This is a genomic window from Marinifilum sp. D714, assembly GCF_030851345.1.
Taxonomy (GTDB): Bacteria; Bacteroidota; Bacteroidia; order Bacteroidales; family Marinifilaceae; genus Marinifilum.
In genome coordinates, this window is record NZ_JALPNU010000013.1 from 49,758 (window position 1) to 70,040 (window position 20,283).

At 34.5% G+C, this 20,283-nt stretch carries 20 protein-coding genes and 3 tRNA genes; 8 read left to right on the forward strand and 15 right to left on the reverse strand.

Annotated elements, in window-relative coordinates; translation table 11 throughout:
* Positions 1–16: 16 nt before the first annotated feature.
* A complete protein-coding gene (locus tag M0051_RS12810; protein WP_306741915.1) occupies positions 17–940 on the reverse strand; it encodes an AraC family transcriptional regulator in 924 nt (307 codons plus the stop codon).
* A 296-nt stretch (positions 941–1,236) separates the two neighbouring features.
* Between M0051_RS12810 and M0051_RS12815 the strand changes: the two genes are divergently transcribed.
* Positions 1,237–2,571 (forward strand): isocitrate lyase/phosphoenolpyruvate mutase family protein, encoded by a 1,335-nt coding sequence (locus tag M0051_RS12815; RefSeq protein ID WP_306741916.1) that lies wholly within the window; start codon positions 1,237–1,239, stop codon positions 2,569–2,571.
* A 123-nt stretch (positions 2,572–2,694) separates the two neighbouring features.
* Positions 2,695–3,453, forward strand: a complete 759-nt coding sequence (locus M0051_RS12820) for a radical SAM protein (RefSeq protein WP_306741917.1) — start codon at positions 2,695–2,697, stop codon at positions 3,451–3,453.
* 89 nt (positions 3,454–3,542) lie between these two features.
* On the opposite strand, the gene M0051_RS12825 is transcribed toward M0051_RS12820, so the two are convergent.
* The 4 genes from M0051_RS12825 to M0051_RS12840 all read right to left on the reverse strand — a co-directional run bounded on the left by M0051_RS12825 (position 3,543) and on the right by M0051_RS12840 (position 4,224).
* A complete protein-coding gene (locus M0051_RS12825) occupies positions 3,543–3,845 on the reverse strand; it encodes a GIY-YIG nuclease family protein (RefSeq protein ID WP_306741918.1) in 303 nt (100 codons plus the stop codon).
* Positions 3,846–3,909: 64 nt separating this feature from the next.
* Positions 3,910–3,983 (reverse strand) — tRNA-Asn (locus tag M0051_RS12830).
* 48 nt (positions 3,984–4,031) lie between these two features.
* Positions 4,032–4,105: transfer RNA gene (locus M0051_RS12835), tRNA-Asn, on the reverse strand.
* A 45-nt stretch (positions 4,106–4,150) separates the two neighbouring features.
* A tRNA-Asn gene (locus tag M0051_RS12840) sits at positions 4,151–4,224 on the reverse strand.
* Between the two features lie 380 nt (positions 4,225–4,604).
* Here M0051_RS12840 and kbl point away from each other — a divergent pair.
* The gene (gene kbl, locus M0051_RS12845; protein ID WP_110363603.1) at positions 4,605–5,795 is read left to right on the forward strand and encodes a glycine C-acetyltransferase; all 1,191 of its coding nucleotides are present in this window, start codon (positions 4,605–4,607) and stop codon (positions 5,793–5,795) included.
* Positions 5,796–5,875: 80 nt separating this feature from the next.
* A complete protein-coding gene (locus M0051_RS12850) occupies positions 5,876–6,538 on the forward strand; it encodes an outer membrane beta-barrel protein (RefSeq protein ID WP_306741919.1) in 663 nt (220 codons plus the stop codon).
* Here the strand turns inward: M0051_RS12850 and M0051_RS12855 are convergent.
* From M0051_RS12855 to M0051_RS12870, 4 genes are all read right to left on the reverse strand, one after another.
* A complete protein-coding gene (locus M0051_RS12855; protein WP_120238234.1) occupies positions 6,535–7,149 on the reverse strand; it encodes a deoxynucleoside kinase in 615 nt (204 codons plus the stop codon). The genes M0051_RS12850 and M0051_RS12855 overlap by 4 nt on opposite strands.
* Before the next feature lie 85 nt (positions 7,150–7,234).
* Positions 7,235–7,849: a deoxynucleoside kinase gene (locus tag M0051_RS12860; protein ID WP_306741920.1), complete on the reverse strand. Its 615-nt coding sequence runs from the start codon at positions 7,847–7,849 to the stop codon at positions 7,235–7,237.
* 100 nt (positions 7,850–7,949) lie between these two features.
* A complete protein-coding gene (locus tag M0051_RS12865; protein ID WP_306741921.1) occupies positions 7,950–8,720 on the reverse strand; it encodes a hypothetical protein in 771 nt (256 codons plus the stop codon).
* A 3-nt stretch (positions 8,721–8,723) separates the two neighbouring features.
* Complete coding sequence (locus M0051_RS12870) at positions 8,724–10,235, reverse strand: GH3 auxin-responsive promoter family protein (RefSeq protein WP_306741922.1); 1,512 nt, start codon at positions 10,233–10,235, stop codon at positions 8,724–8,726.
* 132 nt (positions 10,236–10,367) lie between these two features.
* Between M0051_RS12870 and M0051_RS12875 the strand changes: the two genes are divergently transcribed.
* The 4 genes from M0051_RS12875 to M0051_RS12890 all read left to right on the forward strand — a co-directional run bounded on the left by M0051_RS12875 (position 10,368) and on the right by M0051_RS12890 (position 13,862).
* A complete protein-coding gene (locus tag M0051_RS12875; RefSeq protein WP_306741923.1) occupies positions 10,368–10,910 on the forward strand; it encodes a CvpA family protein in 543 nt (180 codons plus the stop codon).
* The gene (locus tag M0051_RS12880) at positions 10,910–11,929 is read left to right on the forward strand and encodes a DUF3667 domain-containing protein (protein ID WP_306741924.1); all 1,020 of its coding nucleotides are present in this window, start codon (positions 10,910–10,912) and stop codon (positions 11,927–11,929) included. Before M0051_RS12875 ends, M0051_RS12880 begins: the two co-directional genes overlap by 1 nt.
* A gap of 101 nt (positions 11,930–12,030) precedes the next feature.
* Positions 12,031–13,323: a tyrosine--tRNA ligase gene (gene tyrS / locus M0051_RS12885; protein ID WP_306741925.1), complete on the forward strand. Its 1,293-nt coding sequence runs from the start codon at positions 12,031–12,033 to the stop codon at positions 13,321–13,323.
* A gap of 74 nt (positions 13,324–13,397) precedes the next feature.
* A complete protein-coding gene (locus M0051_RS12890; protein WP_306741926.1) occupies positions 13,398–13,862 on the forward strand; it encodes a DUF4625 domain-containing protein in 465 nt (154 codons plus the stop codon).
* A gap of 49 nt (positions 13,863–13,911) precedes the next feature.
* Here the strand turns inward: M0051_RS12890 and M0051_RS12895 are convergent, their stop codons facing one another.
* The 6 genes from M0051_RS12895 to M0051_RS12920 form a co-directional block, all read right to left on the reverse strand.
* Positions 13,912–15,132: a GAF domain-containing SpoIIE family protein phosphatase gene (locus M0051_RS12895; RefSeq protein ID WP_306741927.1), complete on the reverse strand. Its 1,221-nt coding sequence runs from the start codon at positions 15,130–15,132 to the stop codon at positions 13,912–13,914.
* A 128-nt stretch (positions 15,133–15,260) separates the two neighbouring features.
* Entirely contained in the window at positions 15,261–15,830 is a 570-nt protein-coding gene (efp, locus tag M0051_RS12900; protein WP_110363581.1) for an elongation factor P, read from the reverse strand.
* Between the two features lie 149 nt (positions 15,831–15,979).
* Positions 15,980–16,744 (reverse strand): DUF3108 domain-containing protein, encoded by a 765-nt coding sequence (locus M0051_RS12905; RefSeq protein ID WP_306741928.1) that lies wholly within the window; start codon positions 16,742–16,744, stop codon positions 15,980–15,982.
* Positions 16,745–16,761: 17 nt separating this feature from the next.
* Positions 16,762–17,475 (reverse strand): tRNA (adenosine(37)-N6)-threonylcarbamoyltransferase complex dimerization subunit type 1 TsaB, encoded by a 714-nt coding sequence (gene tsaB / locus M0051_RS12910; protein WP_306741929.1) that lies wholly within the window; start codon positions 17,473–17,475, stop codon positions 16,762–16,764.
* Between the two features lie 209 nt (positions 17,476–17,684).
* Positions 17,685–19,046 (reverse strand): TolC family protein, encoded by a 1,362-nt coding sequence (locus M0051_RS12915; protein WP_306741930.1) that lies wholly within the window; start codon positions 19,044–19,046, stop codon positions 17,685–17,687.
* 99 nt (positions 19,047–19,145) lie between these two features.
* The gene (locus tag M0051_RS12920) at positions 19,146–20,279 is read right to left on the reverse strand and encodes an efflux RND transporter periplasmic adaptor subunit (protein ID WP_306741931.1); all 1,134 of its coding nucleotides are present in this window, start codon (positions 20,277–20,279) and stop codon (positions 19,146–19,148) included.
* Positions 20,280–20,283 lie beyond the last annotated feature (4 nt).

Consider the following 20,283-nt stretch of genomic DNA (forward strand, 5'->3'; position numbering starts at 1 on the left):
GAATGACTTTTAGATTTTAATTCTCTGCTTTCTGGATGTATTCTTTTGGACTCATTCCAGTTTTCTTTTTGAATAACTTGCTAAAATAGGGTGCATGTCCGAAGCCCAAATCAAATGCAACCTGACTAATACCACCTAATGAATTTAAAAGATCAGTTTTTGCTTTTTCGATTACAAAATGATGAATGTGATCGAGTGCATTTCGGCCAGTCTCTTTGCGTAGCAAATCGCTCAGATAGTTTGGAGACATTTGAAGTTCTTCCCCGCAATACTTCACACTTGGAATGCCTAATTCCAGTTGCTTGTTTTGCTTGTAGTAATCTTTAAGAAGTTTTTCAAAACGACTTACGATATCTTTGTTTAGGTTTGTGCGGGTATAAAACTGTCGATCGTAGTAACGTTTGCTATAATCCAGTAATAATTTCAGATTGGTAATGATTAGTTCATTGCTGTGTTTATCAATAATATGACAATATTCCTGTTCAATGGTTTGGACAATATTCAGGATAAACTTTTTTTCTTTATCGGATAAATACAATGCTTCATTGGCATCATAGGAGAAAAACGAGTAATCATCAATTTTGTCTCCCAATTCTGTTTTACGAATCAGATCAGGATGAAAACTTAATGACCAGCCTTTATTGTGATAACTTTTGTAGCTACCATCACTATAAAACATTTGTCCAGGTTTCAGAAAAATCAAAGATCCTTCCTGAAAATCATACGTGCTACCTCCATACCTAAGCTTACCTTCTGCACCTTCCTCCAAAACGATTTGATACAATTCCAATACATATCTTTTATCTACTGAATTGCAACACGATTTGCCTGGTTTGGTTAAATCAAAATAATCGATGGAAATTAATGGGTGAGAGGGTTTATCGGTTCCCATTAATTCGTTAAGCTGTGTAATTGTTTTGATAAAAACGATATTTCTCATGGTTTGTTCTTCTTTCCTGATTATACAAATGTATTGAATTCTTCCAACTTAAAATTGATTGATTTTACTGATTTTCAGATACAGATTACAGAATTACTAAATGCTGGTTTTTTGGAGGTTTTAACTCAATATCAGCTAATTCATGCATATCTGTAATCTGTATCTGACAAACTGTGATCTGTATAAGGTTTAGGGGGTTGGACTATCTACTTTTGTCGGGGTAAGTTATTGAAACAAGGTTTGCTAGCTCTTTGTGGAATTTCAAAAATAGTAGTGTAAACAAGAAAGGAGAATAGATGAATTTTAGAGAATTGCATTATCAAGACAAACCATTGCTATTATGCAATGTGTGGGATGCATCAAGTGCTAAAGTGGCTGAAAAATTGGGATTTCAGGCAATCGGAACAGCAAGTAGTGCATTTGCAGATATGTTTGGTTATGAAGATGGTAAAACAATGACTTTTGAAGAACAAAAGTTCATGATAGAACGCATCGTTAAATCTACCAATCTGCCACTAACAGTAGATTTGGAAGCAGGCTATAGTGAAGATCCCATAGAAATAGCCAATAAGATTAAGGAATTAGCAGGATTAGGAGTCGTAGGTGTTAATTTGGAAGATAGTACAATCGTAAATGAACCTTTGTTAATTGATGCAGAAGCTCAAGCACAAAAGTTTTCTGCCATTAAGAAAGAACTGGCACAAGATCAAATTGAAATGTTTATTAATGCTAGGGTAGATACATACATCATGGGCTTTTTTGGCAGGGAACTTCAAAACACTCTTGAGGAAACTTTAAAGCGTGTAAAACTCTACGAGCAGGCTGGAGTGGATGGCATTTTTGTGCCATTTATTAGTGAGTCAGGTGATATTAAAGCTGTAACAAATGCCACAAGCTTGCCTGTAAATATGGTTCAAGATCCTAACAGTATTGATTTTGACAGATTAAATGATTTAGGCGTAAAACGTGTAAGTATGGGGAATTCATTATTGACAGCAATGAATCAAAACTTAGAATCAACTTTATCAGATTTAGTAAACAAACAAGAGCAAAATAGTATGGAAAGTATAAATGCAAAGAAAGAGCAAATTCATAATGAAATTGATGATGTAATTAAGAAAAGAATCTACCAAAATGGTGTTAGTGGCATGACTGAAGAATTTCGTGAGAAACTGATTGGAATTCTTTCTTCAACAATGGATATGACAATAGCCACAATTCGAGAAGATGGATGGCCACAGGCAAACACTGTTGGTTTTGTTAATATGGGAGAGAATATTTATCTCGAAACTTTTAAAACATCATCGAAAGTAAAAAATATAACACGAGATCCTCGTGTATCTATTACAATTGCACCACCATATGAGCTGGTAACTGAAGGGTGCGGTGTTTCGTTTGCTGCTTATGCAGAAGTTGAAACTGATGTTGAAGTGATAAAGGAATTTCACAGATTGTTGCTGGAGAAGTTTCCTGATATTGTAGAGGCGACATACGGTGATGGAGATAAGGTTTATCCGGACCCGAATACCATTCTTTACCGTTTCCGTCCTGTAGTTGCTTCATTACTTGATTTCTCAAAAGGATTCGGACATGCCGATTTCATTGTATATGAAGATGATTCTCAAAAATAAAACAATTATTCCCTATCAATTGAAATTCTTTTGATAGGGAAATTTGTTTGTTAGACACTTTGCTACTTTCTATAGATCTATAGTTTTGTAGAATAATTAAAAACTTATTACTCTTCCTGATAAATGCCGGAATCTAATATTACAGTTCAAGAGAAAATAGCCAGAAGTATTCTGTCTACTTCAAAAGTTCATACCTATACCTTAAATGCTTATACCGGGTGCGAGCATGCTTGTTCGTATTGTTATGCACGGTTTATGAAAAAGTATACAAAGCATGATGAGGCATGGGGAAAATTTGTCGATGTAAAAACAAATGCGGCAGAATTATTAAAAAAAGAAGTTCTAAAAAAACAAAAAGGGAAGGTGTGGATGAGCGGCACTTGCGACCCATATCAGCCACTGGAGAAGGAATATGAAATTACCCGATCCTGCCTGGAAGTTTTAGCTGCAGAAGATTGGCCTGTGATTATACAAACACGTTCACCACTTGTTTTAAGAGATCTGGATTTGTTTCAACAATTCACCGATATCGAAATTGGATTGTCAATACCAACTGGTCACGATAGGGTAAGAGAAATATTTGAACCTTCAGCACCTGCAATTATAGACCGAATTAATGTGCTGAAGGAATTAAAAGTTGCTGGTCTAAGAACTTATGCTATGATTGCTCCACTTCTTCCAAGAACCGAAAACCTGGTAACAAGTTTGGCAGGAGTAGTTGATTATATCATTGTAGATAAATTGAACTATCATTATGCTGATCATATTTTTAAGAAACTAAATAGGGAGCAATATCTTAAGAATGAGTATTCTAGAACGGCTGCTAATCAAATGAAAAAGGAATGCGACCGATTGAATATAAAATGTCAGGTTGTATTTTAAGGTGTATAAACGAAAAAAGCCATCCGATTGGATGGCTTCTTCTTGCTCCCCCTCTAGGACTTGAACCTATCCCGAAGCCTCGGGACTGATTAACAGTCAGGAGTAATCTTTAGTAAAAGATCTTTGAATATTTTTTTGCCTTCGTTTGGAATCAATAGTTTTTCAATGAATTTACGACTTTTCATATTTTTGATTTTCCGTTCCATTTTTAAGGCAATAGTCTTGTTGTTGCCTACTTCAAATGACTTTTTAAGTTCCCAAGGTAGGTGTTTAGAAGTGTATTTACTGTCTATAGGATTGTTATGCATGTACAATCTTTTGGAAGTATTTTCAGTATAGCCTATATAGTATTTGTCTGAAGAAACTGAATAGAGTATGTAAATATGAAACATGAATTGAATTTAGGAATAATTCATGAAACGAAAAAAGCCACCCAAATTGGATGGCTTCTTTTTGCTCCCCCTCTAGGACTTGAACCTAGGACCCCCTGATTAACAGTCAGGTGCTCTAACCAGCTGAGCTAAGGAGGAGTGTATAACTCCTAATTTATTTTTAAACCCATTAAGAAAGGTTTTTTGCTCCCCCTCTAGGACTTGAACCTAGGACCCCCTGATTAACAGTCAGGTGCTCTAACCAGCTGAGCTAAGGAGGAGTATAACTCCTAATATATTTTAAAACTCATTAAGAAAAGTTTTTGCTCCCCCTCTAGGACTTGAACCTAGGACCCCCTGATTAACAGTCAGGTGCTCTAACCAGCTGAGCTAAGGAGGAGTATAACTCCTAACTTTCCTCTACACCTCACGTTTGAACTGTGTTTCTTGAGGAAAATTGCGATGCAAAACTAACAGGTTTTCCTCAATAATGCAACAGCTATTTCAATATTTTTTCAAAAAAGATTCATTTTTTTTCTCCCGGCATTCTGTGGAATAATCGGGATTAGTTTCTATCTAATTGTTTATCAATATTGATGGGGAGTGTAGGCTGGAAAAGTAAGATTGAAGTAAATTTTTAAGAAATACAGTAAAGATTACTTTGGTATGTTGAAAAAGGCAGATAAAAAACAGAATTTCCCTGCTTTTAGAGACGAATTTTATTGTAATTTTGGATTGTAATTTTCAAACGATAATTCAAATATCTAAAACAACATACACATGTACGGAAAATTCAAAGACTATCTTGCTGAAGAGATACAAGGCATTAAAGATGCTGGTTTGTACAAAAACGAGAGAATCATTACAACTCCACAGGGAGCAGAAATTAAAGTGAATACTGGTGAGACAGTATTAAATTTCTGTGCTAACAATTACCTTGGATTATCATCACACCCACGTGTAATGGAAGGAGCTAAAAAAGCTTTAGATTCTCACGGTTATGGAATGTCTTCGGTTCGTTTTATCTGTGGAACTACTGATATTCATAAAGAATTAGAGCAAAAGATAGCTAAGTTCTTCGGTATGGAAGATACCATTTTATATGCAGCAGCTTTTGATGCTAATGGTGGTGTTTTTGAACCATTGTTCACAAAGGATGATGCAATTATCTCTGATGAGCTAAACCATGCTTCTATTATTGATGGAGTTCGTTTGTGTAAAGCTGCTCGTTACCGTTACAAGCATGCTGATATGGCCGACTTGGAAGAACAATTAAAAGTTTCTCAAGCTCAACGTTACCGTATCATTGTAACCGATGGTGTTTTCTCAATGGATGGTGATATTGCTAGATTGAACGAAATTTGCGATTTGGCTGACAAATACAATGCATTGGTAATGGTTGACGATAGCCATGCTTCAGGTTTTATTGGTGAAACTGGTCGTGGAACTCACGAATACCACAAATGTATGGATCGTGTAGATATCATTACTTCCACATTAGGAAAAGCATTGGGTGGAGCATTAGGTGGATTTACTACAGGTAAGGCTGAAATTATCGATATGTTGCGCCAGCGTTCTCGTCCTTATTTGTTCTCAAATTCATTATCTCCAGTAATTGTTGGTGCTTCTATAGCAGTATTCGATATGTTGAGCGAATCAACTGAGTTGAGAGATAAAGTAATCTGGAATGCTCAATATTTCCGAGAAGGATTATTAAAAGCAGGTTTCGATGTGAAGCCATCTGATTCTGCAATTAATGCTTTGATGTTATACGATGCAGTACTTTCTCAGCAATTTGCTGCTAAATTGTTGGATGAAGGAATTTATGTAATCGGATTCTATTATCCAGTTGTACCTAAAGGACAGGCTCGTATTCGTATTCAGCTTTCTGCTGCACACGAAAAAGAGCACTTGGATAAGGCTTTGGAAGCATTTATCAAGATTGGTAAAGAATTAAAAGTGATTGAATAGAACTAACAATAAAATAATGAAACCGGAGGCTCATTTGAGTTTCCGGTTTTTTTATAATTTAGTTCCAACAAATTAATTAAATGATGATGACGAAGCGCTATTTATTCTTGTTTTTAGTTCTGATTTTTTCTTTTGAATCTTATTCGCAGTACTACAAAGATCAAAACTATTTTGTTGGTGGATCAATTGGTTATCAATTTCCTCTTGGCGATTTTGGAGATCAGGCAAATGGAGGTCCAAACTTTCGTTTGACTGTTAGAAAAATGCTGAACAAGAAGTTAAGTGTTGGAGCAGAATTGTCTTTTAGTTTGTTGGGACAAGATAAATTTTGGGATGGAAGCCATTTGGGAAGCTATGATGTAAACTACAATATTGGTTCTGCATTGTTACGTGCATCATACTATTTTGATGCTTGGGACAGGGATTTTAGGCCTTATGCCTCACTTGCTTTTGGATATTTCTATTATCGGAATGAAATAGATTATACTGCTTCTTCTTTAGGTTCGAGCAATAGCAAGCGAACAATAACTGAAAATAAAGTAGGTTTGACTCCAAATATTGGCTTTTTATATCACATATCTGATACATGGAGCTTTGATATGAATTTAAGGTATACCTTTATTCCGAACTTTCCTGATTCAGTTACGGCAAAAGATGAATATGGGGAGGATTATTCATATTATTTAGGATTCGATAAAATCTCACTCCCCGAATTATCAATAGGTTTCTTTTACAGATTTTAAAATAGTCCGTGGATCTTCGCTTCAACTTTGTCCACAATACTATTTAAATCAGCTGGATTTTCGAGGAAATCGATGTTGTCAGCATCAACAATTAGCAAATTGCCATTGTTGTAGTTGGAAATCCAGTTTTCATATCTGTTATTTAAATTTTTCAAATAATCCAATCGGATCGTTTCTTCATAATCACGACCTCTTTTTTGAATTTGATTAACAAGGGTAGGCACCGAAGATCGCAAGTATATTAATAAATCGGGTGCTTGTACCATCGAACTCATTAATTGAAACAGGTTACAATAGTTTTTAAAATCGCGTTCCGACATTAAACCCATATCGTATAGGTTAGGAGCAAAAATTTTGGCATCCTCGAAAATGGTTCGATCCTGCACCACATTTTTTCCCGAGTTACGGATATCCATTATCTGGGTAAAGCGACTTTTTAGGAAGTAAATCTGCAAATTGAATGACCAACGCTGCATGTCGTCGTAAAAATCATTCAGGTACGGATTTTCATCCACATCCTCGTAATGAGCTTCCCATTTGTAATGTTTGGCTAATAGTTCTGTTAAAGTAGTTTTTCCTGATCCGATGTTACCAGCTACGGCTATATGCATTGTGTTATAATTATCAGTTATGAATTAAGAATCAAAAAATTACAAGTTCATTTTCAACTCATAATGATTAATTCATCATTTATAATTAAAAAAGTCCATGAAGTTGAGCATCAATCTTAGTGATAACGGAGCTCAAATCTTTGGGTTGATTTAGGAAATCAATATCATCAACATCAATGATTAAAAGCTTTCCGTTTGTATAACCATTAATCCAGGCTTCATATCTTTCGTTCAATCTTTTTAAATAATCCAGTCGAATGGTTTCTTCGTAATCACGACCTCTGGCCTGAATGTGTTCTACTAAAGTAGAAATAGAAGCTCTAAGATAGATCAACAAATCAGGAGGCTGAATTAATGAACTCATAATATCGAATAGAGACAGGTAATTGTCAAAATCTCTTTTCGGCATTAAATTCATTGATTCAAGGTTTGGAGCAAATATGTATGCGTCCTCGTATATTGTTCTATCCTGAATGATATCTTTTCCAGATTCGCGTAAAGCCAGAACCTGATTGAATCTGCTATTTAAAAAATGGATTTGCAAAGCGAACGACCAACGATTCATATCATCGTAAAAATCATTTAAATATGGATTATCATCCACATCTTCGAAATGAGCTTCCCAGCCGTAATGTTTTGCCAATAATCCAGCCAGTGTTGTTTTCCCGGCACCAATGTTTCCCGCTACAGCAATATGCATATTTATGTTTAGTTATTAGTGGAAAAATGCAACTAAAATTAGTAATATTTTTTTGGATATCAACCCTTTATCAGTTAGAATAAATGCACTTGGTTTTTAATCAGAAACTTAGGGTTTTAATTGATATTGAATTTTTATCTTTAATAAAAATTCTGTCCTTATTGCACCTGATTGTTGACTTAGAAGGATCTTCTTTTGGATAGATTAATTTATCGGGTTGATTTAAAGTTTGATAAAGATAGATGCCAGATTTATCTTGGTAATAAATGTGGTTTCCAATTAGCTGGAAGTCTTGAAGATTTTTAATAGACAGCTTTCGAACAAATTGACCATTTTGATCCAATTGTAAAATGCCTTCATTCTTATAGAGTAAATACAGATAACTATTGTGTTCGAATATTTTAGTTACCTCTGCATCATCAAAAAAGGATACCAACAAAATAGTTTGATCTGCCAATTCGCCATTATTGGTGATGTGAGTGGCTTGTTTTTCTATCGAGTTGTACATCCAAAATCCACCTTTCTGAGAATTGCATACAAATTCAGTTTCGTTATCCGAAAAATCGTACAAATTGATTTCACTTCCAATGTTTGATAATTTATTGTTTAGATAAATAATCTGATTAAAATCTCGATAAAACACTAGAATTCTTAAAGGATCTGAAACATCAATAGAACAGATACTTCCCAAGGAAGAATCTGAAAAATTACAAACTTGTTTTCCCTCGGAATTGTACCTTGATAATTGAGCCCCATTTACCACATATACATTTCCCATGTGATCAATTTCGAAGAAATCGCAAGGAGTAGTAATTTTAGTGGGTTGATATAAGTTAAGGACAGATAAAAACCAGATGAGTAAAATCGGCATATGTTATTGATTGTCTTTAAGCAATTCTTCAATTAATGTTCGATTATTGGATAAACGAGGAACTTTATTTTGACCTCCAAGTTTTCCTTTCGATTTTAGCCAGTTGTAAAATAAACCTTTCTTGGCAATGCTTACAATTGGTTTTTCGAGAGTGATGTTTTTGTAACGCTTGGCTTCATAATCCGAATTTAGACTCATTAATGCATTATCCAGAACGTAATTAAATTCATCAATATTTTGCGGAGCTTGCTCGAATTCAATCAACCACTGGTGTGTTCCTTTCTGGTTTTTATCCATGAAAACCGGAGCGGCAGTATATTCTTTAATCACCGAATTGGTTTTGGTACATGCTATTTTCATTGCTTTTTCGGCATTATCAATAATTAACTCCTCACCAAAAGCGTTGATATACAGTTTTGTCCTTCCTGAAATTTTAAATTTGAATGGCGATTTCGATGTAAAATGAATGGTATCGCCAATTTGATATCTCCATAGTCCTCCATTGGTAGTAATTAGCATTGCGTAGTTTTTATGCAACTCAACATCTTCCAGACTAATTGCTTTAGGGTGTTCTTCATTTACATTTTCCAGCGGAATAAATTCATAATAAATTCCATAATCCAGCATTAATAACATGGCTTCATCATTTGGATTATCCTGAATCCCAAAAAATCCTTCTGAAGCATTGTATGTTTCCAGGTAATTCATCCGTGATGAAGGCAATAGCTCCTTAAATTGTTCGCGATAAGGGGTGAAACTTACACCGCCATGCACGAAAAGTTCCAAATTTGGCCAAATTTCATGGATATGACTTTTACCTGATACTTTTAGAATGTGTTTCAGTAAAACCAGGAACCATGACGGAACGCCAGAAAGACTGGTAACATTTTCGTTTAATGTAGCCTCAGTCATTTTGTGCAATTTCTCTTCCCATTCATCCAACAATACGATTGACGTATTAGGTGTACGAATAAAATCAGCCCAGAAAGGTAAATTTTGAATCAAAATGGCAGACAAATCTCCATAGTAAGAATCATTGTTCATGTTGTTGATTTGATGGCTGCCTCCCAGTGTTAATCCTTTTCCATATAGAATGCCGGTATCAGGATAAAGAGATGTATAAATGGCTAAAATATCTTTACCACCTCTAAAATGACAATCTTCAAGGGCTTCTTTACTAACCGGTATAAACTTACTTTTTGAATTGGTGGTCCCCGATGATTTTGCAAACCATTTGATTTCTGAAGGCCAAAAAACGTTTTGTTCGCCATTTCTCAGGCGTTCAATATGTTTTTCAATGTCTTCGTAGGTTAGTATAGGAAGTCTTTCTTTAAAGTCTTGCAGAGATTGCATTGACTTAAAGTCGTACTTTCGTCCCCATTCTGTGCCAGATGCCTGATACAGTAACTGGGTAAGAGTTTCTTTCTGGATTTCAATAGGATGCTCCTTGAAAAAATCTATTTGCGAAAGTCTTTTGGTATTTAACCAGCTGACAAGAGAGTTGATAAATGCCATTTTTTAGTGTTTTTGCTGTCTTAAATATAAATATTTTTAACAGGTATATTGTCTTAGTTCATTCTAAATTAAGGTCATTATGTTGGTTTTTCTTATCTTTGATCGTCTATTGATAATTATAACGAACCCATTATGAACATACTTGATATCCTAATTGGCTTGCCTTTAATTTATGCCATATATAAAGGATTTACCAAAGGGCTAATTATTGAAATTGCTACTTTACTGGCTTTAATTTTAGGAATTTACGGAGCCATACATTTTTCGGATTTTACTGCAGAATTCATTGAAAATCAATTTGATTACCATTCAAATTACATGGGAATTATTGCTTTTATTTCCACATTTTTGATAATTGTGATTGTCTTAAATGTTTTGGGTAAAATGTTGAATTCTTTGATTGAGGCAGTTGCTTTAGGTATGGTAAATCGTTTGTTGGGAGCCGTTTTTGGATTGTTAAAAGGGATTCTGATTTTAAGCATATTGGTATACTTTGTGGATTTTTTAGATCAGAAATTTGATTTTATTTCGAAGGAGAAAAAGAAAGAAAGCTTGTTTTATCAGCCAATGGTGCAAGTGTCAGAAACCATATTCGATATATTTAACTCAGATTTAGGAGATACTACCGACAAAATAAAGGAAGAAGTCCAAAAACAATTACCCGTTGAAGTGTGATGAAGCAAAGAATTAAGAAGTACCTCAGAAAATTACCCAAAAGAAGAGTTCAGCATTTCGAAGGTTTTTGTCCCAACTGTGAGTATCCTGTAAATGGCAAATTTTGCTCGAATTGTGGTCAGTCAACTAAGAGTTTTCAACGTCCATTTTGGACTGTTGTAAGTGAATCTTTAGGCGATGCATTGTCTGTAGACAATAGATTGATACATACACTTGTTCCCCTGTTTTTAAAGCCTGGTTATTTGACCAGGGAATTTATGCGAGGGAGAAGAGCTCGGTATACACCGCCTTTTCGCTTGTACCTGTTTTTAACTTTTTTTGCTTTTTTGTTGCTAGCTTATAATCACAAACCAGAAAGTGCAGCAGCCAAAGAGTTAGCCATTGAAACTGATGATGGTAAGAAATTGGATATGGTGTCCATACTTGAAGAAATGGTAAAGGAGGAGGACCATAATGTAGATAGTTTGAAATTAGACTCTTTGGCAAAGATCGATGAAAAGAGTGGGATCTTAACAATTAATGTTGGCAAGAAGAATGTTGCCAAAGATTCTCTAAAAGGAGCTGAGAAAGATGAGGACAGCCTTATTGATAACGGTAATGTGAGGAAACTAATTGAAATGTGGAAGTTAAATCCTTCTCTGATGATGGATAATGCTTTCAAGAAATTATCACAAACGCTATTGGTGATTTTGCCTCTTTTTGCATTGTCTTTAGCTCTTCTATATATCAGAAGGAAACACTACATGCTGGAACATTTGTTGATTTCTCTCAACTTTCATGCTTACATTTTTGTGCTTGTTATCATTAGTGAATTGCTGCTGATGGTGAACCTGGACTTTCTAAATACGCTGGCTTTGTACCTGTACCTATTGATTCCAATTCAATTGTTTCTGACCATGAAATTTTATTACAAACAATCTTGGGTAAAGACCTTTTTTAAGTTTGTGTTTGTTTCTTTTATCTATAATATTTTACTTCTTACGGGAATTATTATAAGCTTGGTTTCAATGGTAGCTTAAGAACCAATTTAATAGGAGAAAAGAAACGGTAAAATTCTTATCTTTGTCGTTCGATTAAAAAATAGGATAAGTATATCCAAATAAGGAAAAAAATAGAAAACATGAATTTTATTGAGGAACTACAGTGGCGTGGCATGATTCACGATATGATGCCAGGAATAGAAGAACAACTTCAAAAAGAATTGACATCAGCATATGTGGGAATTGACCCAACTGCAGATTCTCTTCACATTGGCCACTTGGTTGGTGTTATGATGTTGAAGCACTTTCAGGTGGCAGGACACAAACCAATTGTGTTGGTTGGAGGTGCCACAGGTATGATTGGTGACCCATCGGGAAAATCTCAGGAAAGAAACTTGTTGGACGAAAAAACTCTTCGTCACAATCAGGAGTGTTTAAGAGCGCAGTTGTCTAAGTTCATGGATTTCGATTCAGATGCTGAGAATGCTGCTGAAATGGTAAACAACTACGACTGGATGAAGGACTTTTCATTCCTTGATTTTATTAGAGATATTGGAAAGCACATCACCGTGAATTACATGATGAGTAAGGATTCTGTGAAGAAAAGATTAAGTTCTGAATCAAAAGTTGGAATGTCTTTCACTGAGTTTACTTACCAATTGGTTCAAGGTACAGACTTTTTGGAATTGTACCGCTCTAAGAACTGTAAATTGCAAATGGGAGGTTCGGATCAGTGGGGAAATATCACTACTGGAACCGAATTAATTCGTAGAAAAGAAGGTGGAACTGCTTGGGCGATTACCTGTCCGTTGATTACAAAAGCCGATGGTGGTAAGTTCGGGAAAACCGAATCAGGTAATATTTGGTTGGATCCAAAGCGCACTTCTCCATATAAATTCTACCAATTTTGGTTAAATACTTCGGATGAAGATGCAGAGAAGTATATTAAGATTTTTACTTTGATTCCAAGAGAGGAGATTGCTGCCTTGGTGGAAGAGCACAAAGAAGCACCACACTTGCGTAAACTACAACAACGTTTGGCAAAAGAGGTGACCATCATGATTCACTCTGAAGAGGATTATAATACTGCCGTTGAAGCTTCTCAAATTTTGTTTGGTAAAGCAACAGCTGATGTCTTGAAAAAATTAGACGAAGATACTTTCTTGTCTGTTTTTGAAGGAGTTCCTCAATTTAATGTAGATAAATCGGAGTTTGAAGCGGGAGTTGATATTTTGGAACTTTTAGCGGTTAAAGCTGAAGTATTTCCATCAAAAGGAGAGTTAAGAAGATTGTTCAAAGGAAATGCAATTAGTATCAATAAGGAAAAGATTCAGAATTCTGAATTAGTAGTAACAAAAGAATACCTTATTGCGGATAAGTATTTTCTTGTTCAGAAGGGTAAAAAGAATTATTTCTTAGTTGTGGCTTGTTAATTTGATGGTATTGCCTTAATTTTAGAGGATAAAGTAAAATCAAAAACCAAATCATAACCAAAAAATTGAAATTTATGAAACTATTAAAGTATGCCTTAATGGTATTGTTCTCTGCAGGAATGATGAGTTGCGGCGGCGGTGGAGGTGATGATCCTGTTGATGAGAAGAAGCCTACAGGAAGCATTACGAGTGCATCAACTGTAACTGCAGGAGATAATTATACTGTGGCATTTTCAGCAAGCGATGATATGGAACTTGAATCATACAGAGTTCAGATTGCATTTTCAAATGCAGTTGGTATGACTGTAAAAACTTATCAGGATTTTTCATTTGATTCAAATTCTGACTTAACAGATGCTGATGGAAATAACTTGCCAAGTATTGATGGGAAGAAAACAGCAAGTGTAAGTTTCCCTGTTTCTACTCGTTTCGGAGAGAATACTGTTGCTAAAAAAGGCATGTACAAATTAACAGTTACATTAACCGATGCTTCAGGAAAAGCATCTGATCCCGTGACTAAGGAATTCCAGATTCAATAACTTGGATTAAAAATATAAAAAAAAAGGATCGGCTACCGATCCTTTTTTTTTATGCTTTAAACTCTATACCAAACAAGGCAATATCATCCACTACAGCTTTGTTCTTTTTACCAAGATCTATGTGCCTGGTTAAATCAAGAAATGTATCTTTTATGTTTTTATTATTTGAGAATAAATTACTGATTAATTGCAAGCCAACTTCCATTTTATCATCTACCTCTAATTCAATTAATCCATCTGTATAGCAAAGTAATTTTGAGTGATCTCTAATTGCAACTTCACCTACCAATACCATGGGGATTTCATCAAGCATTCCCAAACCAATACATCCTTTTTTTAATTGTGTAGTTTCTTTTGTTTTGTAATTATACAAAATTGGAGGATGATGACTTGCATTTACATATCGAAGTTTTCGGGTAGTATAGTTGTAAACACCTATGAATAGGGTTAAGAATTTTTCATCGCTAGAACTTTCACATACCTTTTGATTCAACTTATTCATCAATTCATCCAATGGAGTATCCGGATTAAAAAGAGCTCGTAGAGTAGCCTGGAAGTTTGACATGATTAAGGCTGCAGGAATTCCTTTTCCTGAAACATCACCAATACAAAAGCCCAATTCCTGGTCATTAAAATTAATAAAATCGTAATAATCGCCACCAATTTCGAAGTGTGGTTGATAGTATCCTTGAGATGCAATGTACAGGTTCTGCGGAAGTGAGTTTTGATTCGGAATAAGTAGATTTTGAATTTTAGATGCCAGTTCCATTTCTTTTTTAATTGCCTCTTGAACGAGCAACTGCTTGTGCATTCGCTTATTTTCCATAGCAACTATTATAATGTTAGAAATGGTTTGGATAAAGGCCAGATGCTTAATAGCGGGACTCATTCCTTCCATTTCTTCATCCAAATCGCCAATAAAAATATAGGCAAGAACTGATTTCTTATGAAATACCGGAATTAAGAAATCAAATATTCGAAGATGTTCTGGAAATTCAGTTGAAATGTAGGTGATCTCATCATATTTTGCTAAATCGCTTTCGATTTTGATATTATCAATAGTACTGTTGGGAACACCTGAAATTAGCAATTTCTCCCAAGTAGAATTGAATTTAAAAACGACAATTTTACCAATCTTTAGCTCATTAAATAGGATGTTTTTATATTGTTTTAGCAGACCTTCAACGGATAAATTTTCATTGATTGCTTGTGTGATTTTCAGTATCAGATCTAACTTAAACTTACTGTTTACGCTTCGTTGCTTAATCACTATAGTGGGGTTTTAAAGATAAGGTTACCACTAATGTAGTAAATAATGGTGCTACAGACAATTCGATGGAATGGAATAAAAAAAGGATTCCATGAAGAATCCTTTTTATATGATAAGATTTACAGATATTAAGCTTTTACACGCTCAACATAGCTGTGATCACGAGTGTCAACTTTAATTACATCGTCGGTATTAATAAACAATGGAACCATAATAGTTGCTCCTGTTTCAATTGTAGCAGGTTTTAATGAATTTGTTGATGAAGTATCACCTCTAAGACCTGGTTCAGTATATGTAACTTGCATTGTTACATGGGCAGGTAATTCTGCATATAGAGGAGTTTCCGTATCAGCGTGGACTACAACCTCAACAGGATCTCCATCTTTCAATAAATCTGGAGCATTAAATAAAGATTCTTCAAGTGCAATTTGCTCATAAGTTTCAGTGTGCATTAGGTTGTAACCCATGTCATCTTTGTAAAGAAACGTATGTGGACGTCTTTCAATTCTTGCAACATCAACTTTAACACCAGAGTTAAAAGTGTTATCGATAATTTTACCAGTTTTAACGTTTTTAAGCTTAGTTCTTACGAAAGCCGGACCTTTTCCTGGTTTAACGTGTTGAAATTGAACAATTGTATATAAATCATCCTTATAATGGATACACATTCCATTCTTAAAATCTGCAGTACTTGCCATGATATTATGAATTTAATTTTATAATCGATTTCAATTTATAATGAGCATTCCATGCTCATTAATTTTGTGCAAAAGTAATTGAAACAATTAATAATCTAAAATATTAAGTGTTTTTGTTTGATATAGATAGCTGTGAGAAATATAGAATTTTAATTCTTACGTAGCGAACTTGTTGAAAAATTTGAAAAATTTATAAGATCGCAACGCAGCGAACCTAAGAATAGATCAAACTGTACGCGTACAGGAACTTTGTTGGCATCTGCCGAAATCCAGATTTTCATATCATCTTCATCTTCAAAAGCACGTCCGGTTTGAACAATTGGAATAAATTTGTAGCATTTCACATTCCCAATTTTGCTTTTTACATTTTCGTATCCCATAAATCTAAATTGCAGCAAAAATTCTTCGTCTGCGAAATAAGTTTGGATTTTAACTACCTGACCAATTTCCAAATCTGAATTAAAATAATACGCCCTGGCAAAATAAAAAGCAGAAAGGATGTCATGAATGCCAACAGGAACATTTTTAATTCCCGATCGCTGACTATTAATTTGATTTTTTTCTCGGTCGAATGTAACCTCGTTATATCTTTTATAACTTCCTTCTCTAATATCACGAATTGCTTTTACCGGAAGCAATGTCTCTTTATCAAAATAGCTTTCGTAGGTATCCCTAACCCGGTAAAGGCTATTAAACAATCCAACAGTTCGTCCCGTTAAAGTGGCATGATATACTTCTTTGCCATTAATTTTATCGGATTTAAGTTTTAAGCTGGCTTTCCCACCTCTTACAATGCCATAGTGGATTACATATTTTAAATGTTCCCCTTTATCAGTTGATTTTACAGGTGTATTTGAATATGTACTTGTTGATAGTACAAATAAGGAAATTAAAAATAGTGTAAATCTCAGCATACGCATTGTTTTAGTTCTTAATTAAAGATATTCTTTTTAGGCGTTGTTGCTACAAAATCTTTCAAATAAAATGGTTCAAAATAAGCAACATCTTCCAATTCATTTTTGTTGAATTTATCTTCTGCCAACTCAATCATTCCAACAGCAGTTGCATTTACATCATCAAGAAAGATGCCATTTTCATTTGTGATCACATCTTTGCATTTTCCGGAACCATCACCAAAGAAAACAATCTCTTGTTCTGAAAGTTCACTTGAAAATGAGTTTTCATCGATAATGTCAGCAGAAATGTCTTTTACCAATTCAGCTTTTGCATTGTAGAATGCTGTATAAACTTCCATTCTTCTGGCATCAATCATAGGGCAAAACAAAGCTTTTTCCTGATTCTTTACCACAGAGGATAAATCAGAATTGTTTTGCAAAGCTTTTGTCATTGATTGTAATGTGCTAACAGCGATTAAAGGAATTCCTGCCCCGTAACAAATGCCTTTAGCTGTTGATACACCAATTCGCAAACCTGTATATGAACCAGGTCCCATGCTAATTGCCACACCATCTAAATCAGCTGTACTTAAATTGTTTTCTTTCAATATATTTTCGATGAAAACAGTAAGGTGGCTTGCATGTTTCATGCCTTCTTTGTTTTCCTTTAAAGCCAATAATTTCCCGTCTTTTCCTAATGCAACAGAACAAATTGCTGTTGATGTTTCGATATTTAAAAGTAATGCCATGGTCTATTTTTTTAAATCACTGCAAAATAAATGATAAAATGGGAAATTAATGACAATTGCTCAAATAAAATTAGCTACTGTTTCTTTCTAACAAACTTACTGATATTGGGATAGCATTAATTCAATTTTAAATTGTACCGTTTTAAAAAGAAAACCCCCGACTAATAAATCATCAGCCGGGAGTTTCGAGTTGTTATGTGTAAACTTGATTATAATTTTATCTCAATGCCATTGTAAAAGTCAAGAATCTTTGTTCTGAAAATGTATTCGTATTTTGCTTGGAGCAAGATTGATTTTGCTTGAAACAGGTTGTTTTTTTCCTGATTGTAATCAACTGAATTTACCAAGCCTAAGTTGAATTTTTCTTCTGTGTAACGGAATGCTTCTTCGGTTGAGGAAACTGCTGTCTCACTCGAGAAATATCTGTTCATTGCAGCTTTAGCATTCGCATGAGCCTGTTGGATTTCTTTTCTCAAGCCATTTTTTCTGTTTTCCATGTTCAACTTTGAGCGATTGATATCAATTTTGGCATTGGCAATATTTCTATTTACTTGTCCACCATTAAAAATTGGAATGCTTAAATTGAATCCGAACATTTTATTTTCACGATTTGATAACTGATCGCTTAGCCTCATCTCTTCTCGAATAATAGCTGGATCACCATTTACATCTAATCCATATTCAGGGAAGTCTTTTGAATAACTAGATCCCCAATATCCAGACATGGTTAACCTAGGAGATCGTTGACCTTTCGCCAATATGAGTCCTTTTTCTGAACTTTCTAATCTGTATTTTGCAGCTTTTATTTCAGGTCTGAATTCCAAAGCATTAATAAATACAGATTCCGGATCGACCATTGAGCGAGTTGCATTCAATACAGGCAATTCAGGAACGCTAATGTCGAAATCCGCTGGTTTTTCAAGATCTAGCAATTGTGCCAAATCTAGCAAAGCCAAATCAAGATCATTTGATGCATTAACTACCTCAAGTTCTTCTCTGGCTGCCTGAGCATTTTGTTCCATCAGAGTTCCTTTTGGAAGCGTTCCTGCTTCAACCAAAGCTTCTGTTCTTTTAATCTGAAGTTTGGTAACTTTTAATTTTTCCTGAGCTATATATAACAACTCTTTGTTGAAAAGAATATTCAAATAGGAAGAAGTAATGTTTAAAGCCAAATCTTCTTTTGCTTTTTCTACATCTTGAAGGTAAGCTTGAAGGTCAAGCTCATTTTTCTTTATTGAATTATACTTTTGAAAGCCTTCGAATAAAGTTACATTTGCTGATAATCCAACCGAACCACTTTGCGTATTAAGATCACCATATGTGTTATCTGCTTTTAGTGTACGACCATAGCTAAAGTCGTACCTTGTGCTACCATTTAAATTTGGCAAAAGGGCAAACTTTGATTGTTTTGTATTGTTAGCTTGAACTTCAGCATCAAGTTTTCGAAGCTGTAAATCAATATTGTGTTCTTTCGCATAGTTGATGCATTTCTCCAAACTCCATTTTTCTTGAGCATTTGCTGAAGAGAATGTAAATGCAATCGCAATTAGCGGTAATAATATTTTTTTCATTTGTTTTTTGTTTTATAATCCGTACTACGGTTTAGGCAATTATAAAAACGATTTTGATATGATAAATATGAGCAATATTAAGCTCTTTACAAAGCTTGCTTAATCTTTCTTTTCTTCTTTTTTCTTCTCTTTAATCATATCAGATTTTTTCTTCTTCTCACCCTTAAGTTTGTCATCTTTGGTAATACCTTCTAGAACTTCGATATTGATTCCATCAGATAATCCGGTTTTAATGAAACGTCTTTCAAATTCTTGAGGAGAAGTTTCTACTTCAACAAAGGTTGAGTCATTCTCAAACTCTAACAAGCTTTCGTTTACAGCAAGTACTTTTTCTCTTTTATCCAAAACGATTTCAGCATTTGCACTATAACCTGAACGAATAAAATATTTATCGTTTAACTCAACTGAAGCTTTAATTTCAAATTGAATTGCACCATTTTCTTCAACTCCTTTTGGAGAAATGTATTCAAGATTTGCATCGAATTTAACATCCTCAATTGCACCGATGGTAAGTTTAAGGTTCATTCCTTGATTAATTTTTCCGACTTCAGTTTCATCAACTTTACCTTGGAAAATCATTTCACCCATATCAGCTACGATTGCTACAGTAGTACCATCGTTAAATGTATTGGATTGAATTACAGAATTACCTTCCTTAATTGGAATATCCAAAATCATACCTTCAATAGTTGAGCGAATGATAGTGTTCGTTGCATTTGCTGATTTTTTGGTAACACCTTCTTTTATCAGCTGTAAATTATCTTTTGCAGCTTGCAATTCTTCTCGAGAATTACGGAAAGCCAACTGTGTTTTCTGGAAATCTGATTCGGAGATTACTTTTTTGTCGTATAATGCTTTATCACGATTGTAATTGATCTCAGAATCTTCAAAGTTAATTTTGGCAACATTAACACGTGATTCGGCACTATTCAAGTTAATCATGTCTGGAATGATCTTAATTTTTGCAATTGGATCACCTTTTTTCAACATTTCACCAGCTTCAACATATAAAGTTTCGATAATACCAGAAACACCTTGAGGTTTAATTTCAATTTCTTTTCTAGGTACCACCGAACCAGTTGCAATTGTTTTTTTAACAATGTCAGTAATCTCAGGAGATTTTGTGTTATAAACTACAGGTTTGTCTTGCGACTTTTTATAAAGGAAAAAAATGGTTCCTACAAAAAGGACGATTAACCCTACAACCATTAAGATTCTTAGAACTTTTTTCATGACT

What these genes read in the sequence shown, in the direction of transcription:
- M0051_RS12855 (WP_120238234.1), bottom strand. Translation starts at nt 7,149, where the DNA reads ATGCATATAGCCGTAGCTGGTAACATCGGATCAGGAAAAACTACTTTA.
- M0051_RS12915 (WP_306741930.1), bottom strand. Translation starts at nt 19,046, where the DNA reads ATGAAAAAAATATTATTACCGCTAATTGCGATTGCATTTACATTCTCT.
- tyrS (WP_306741925.1), top strand. Translation starts at nt 12,031, where the DNA reads ATGAATTTTATTGAGGAACTACAGTGGCGTGGCATGATTCACGATATG.
- M0051_RS12870 (WP_306741922.1), bottom strand. Translation starts at nt 10,235, where the DNA reads ATGGCATTTATCAACTCTCTTGTCAGCTGGTTAAATACCAAAAGACTT.
- M0051_RS12820 (WP_306741917.1), top strand. Translation starts at nt 2,695, where the DNA reads ATGCCGGAATCTAATATTACAGTTCAAGAGAAAATAGCCAGAAGTATT.
- M0051_RS12890 (WP_306741926.1), top strand. Translation starts at nt 13,398, where the DNA reads ATGAAACTATTAAAGTATGCCTTAATGGTATTGTTCTCTGCAGGAATG.
- efp (WP_110363581.1), bottom strand. Translation starts at nt 15,830, where the DNA reads ATGGCAAGTACTGCAGATTTTAAGAATGGAATGTGTATCCATTATAAG.
- M0051_RS12860 (WP_306741920.1), bottom strand. Translation starts at nt 7,849, where the DNA reads ATGCATATTGCTGTAGCGGGAAACATTGGTGCCGGGAAAACAACACTG.
- tsaB (WP_306741929.1), bottom strand. Translation starts at nt 17,475, where the DNA reads ATGGCATTACTTTTAAATATCGAAACATCAACAGCAATTTGTTCTGTT.
- M0051_RS12825 (WP_306741918.1), bottom strand. Translation starts at nt 3,845, where the DNA reads ATGTTTCATATTTACATACTCTATTCAGTTTCTTCAGACAAATACTAT.
- M0051_RS12875 (WP_306741923.1), top strand. Translation starts at nt 10,368, where the DNA reads ATGAACATACTTGATATCCTAATTGGCTTGCCTTTAATTTATGCCATA.
- M0051_RS12865 (WP_306741921.1), bottom strand. Translation starts at nt 8,720, where the DNA reads ATGCCGATTTTACTCATCTGGTTTTTATCTGTCCTTAACTTATATCAA.
- M0051_RS12815 (WP_306741916.1), top strand. Translation starts at nt 1,237, where the DNA reads ATGAATTTTAGAGAATTGCATTATCAAGACAAACCATTGCTATTATGC.
- M0051_RS12905 (WP_306741928.1), bottom strand. Translation starts at nt 16,744, where the DNA reads ATGCTGAGATTTACACTATTTTTAATTTCCTTATTTGTACTATCAACA.
- kbl (WP_110363603.1), top strand. Translation starts at nt 4,605, where the DNA reads ATGTACGGAAAATTCAAAGACTATCTTGCTGAAGAGATACAAGGCATT.
- M0051_RS12810 (WP_306741915.1), bottom strand. Translation starts at nt 940, where the DNA reads ATGAGAAATATCGTTTTTATCAAAACAATTACACAGCTTAACGAATTA.
- M0051_RS12880 (WP_306741924.1), top strand. Translation starts at nt 10,910, where the DNA reads ATGAAGCAAAGAATTAAGAAGTACCTCAGAAAATTACCCAAAAGAAGA.
- M0051_RS12850 (WP_306741919.1), top strand. Translation starts at nt 5,876, where the DNA reads ATGATGATGACGAAGCGCTATTTATTCTTGTTTTTAGTTCTGATTTTT.
- M0051_RS12920 (WP_306741931.1), bottom strand. Translation starts at nt 20,279, where the DNA reads ATGAAAAAAGTTCTAAGAATCTTAATGGTTGTAGGGTTAATCGTCCTT.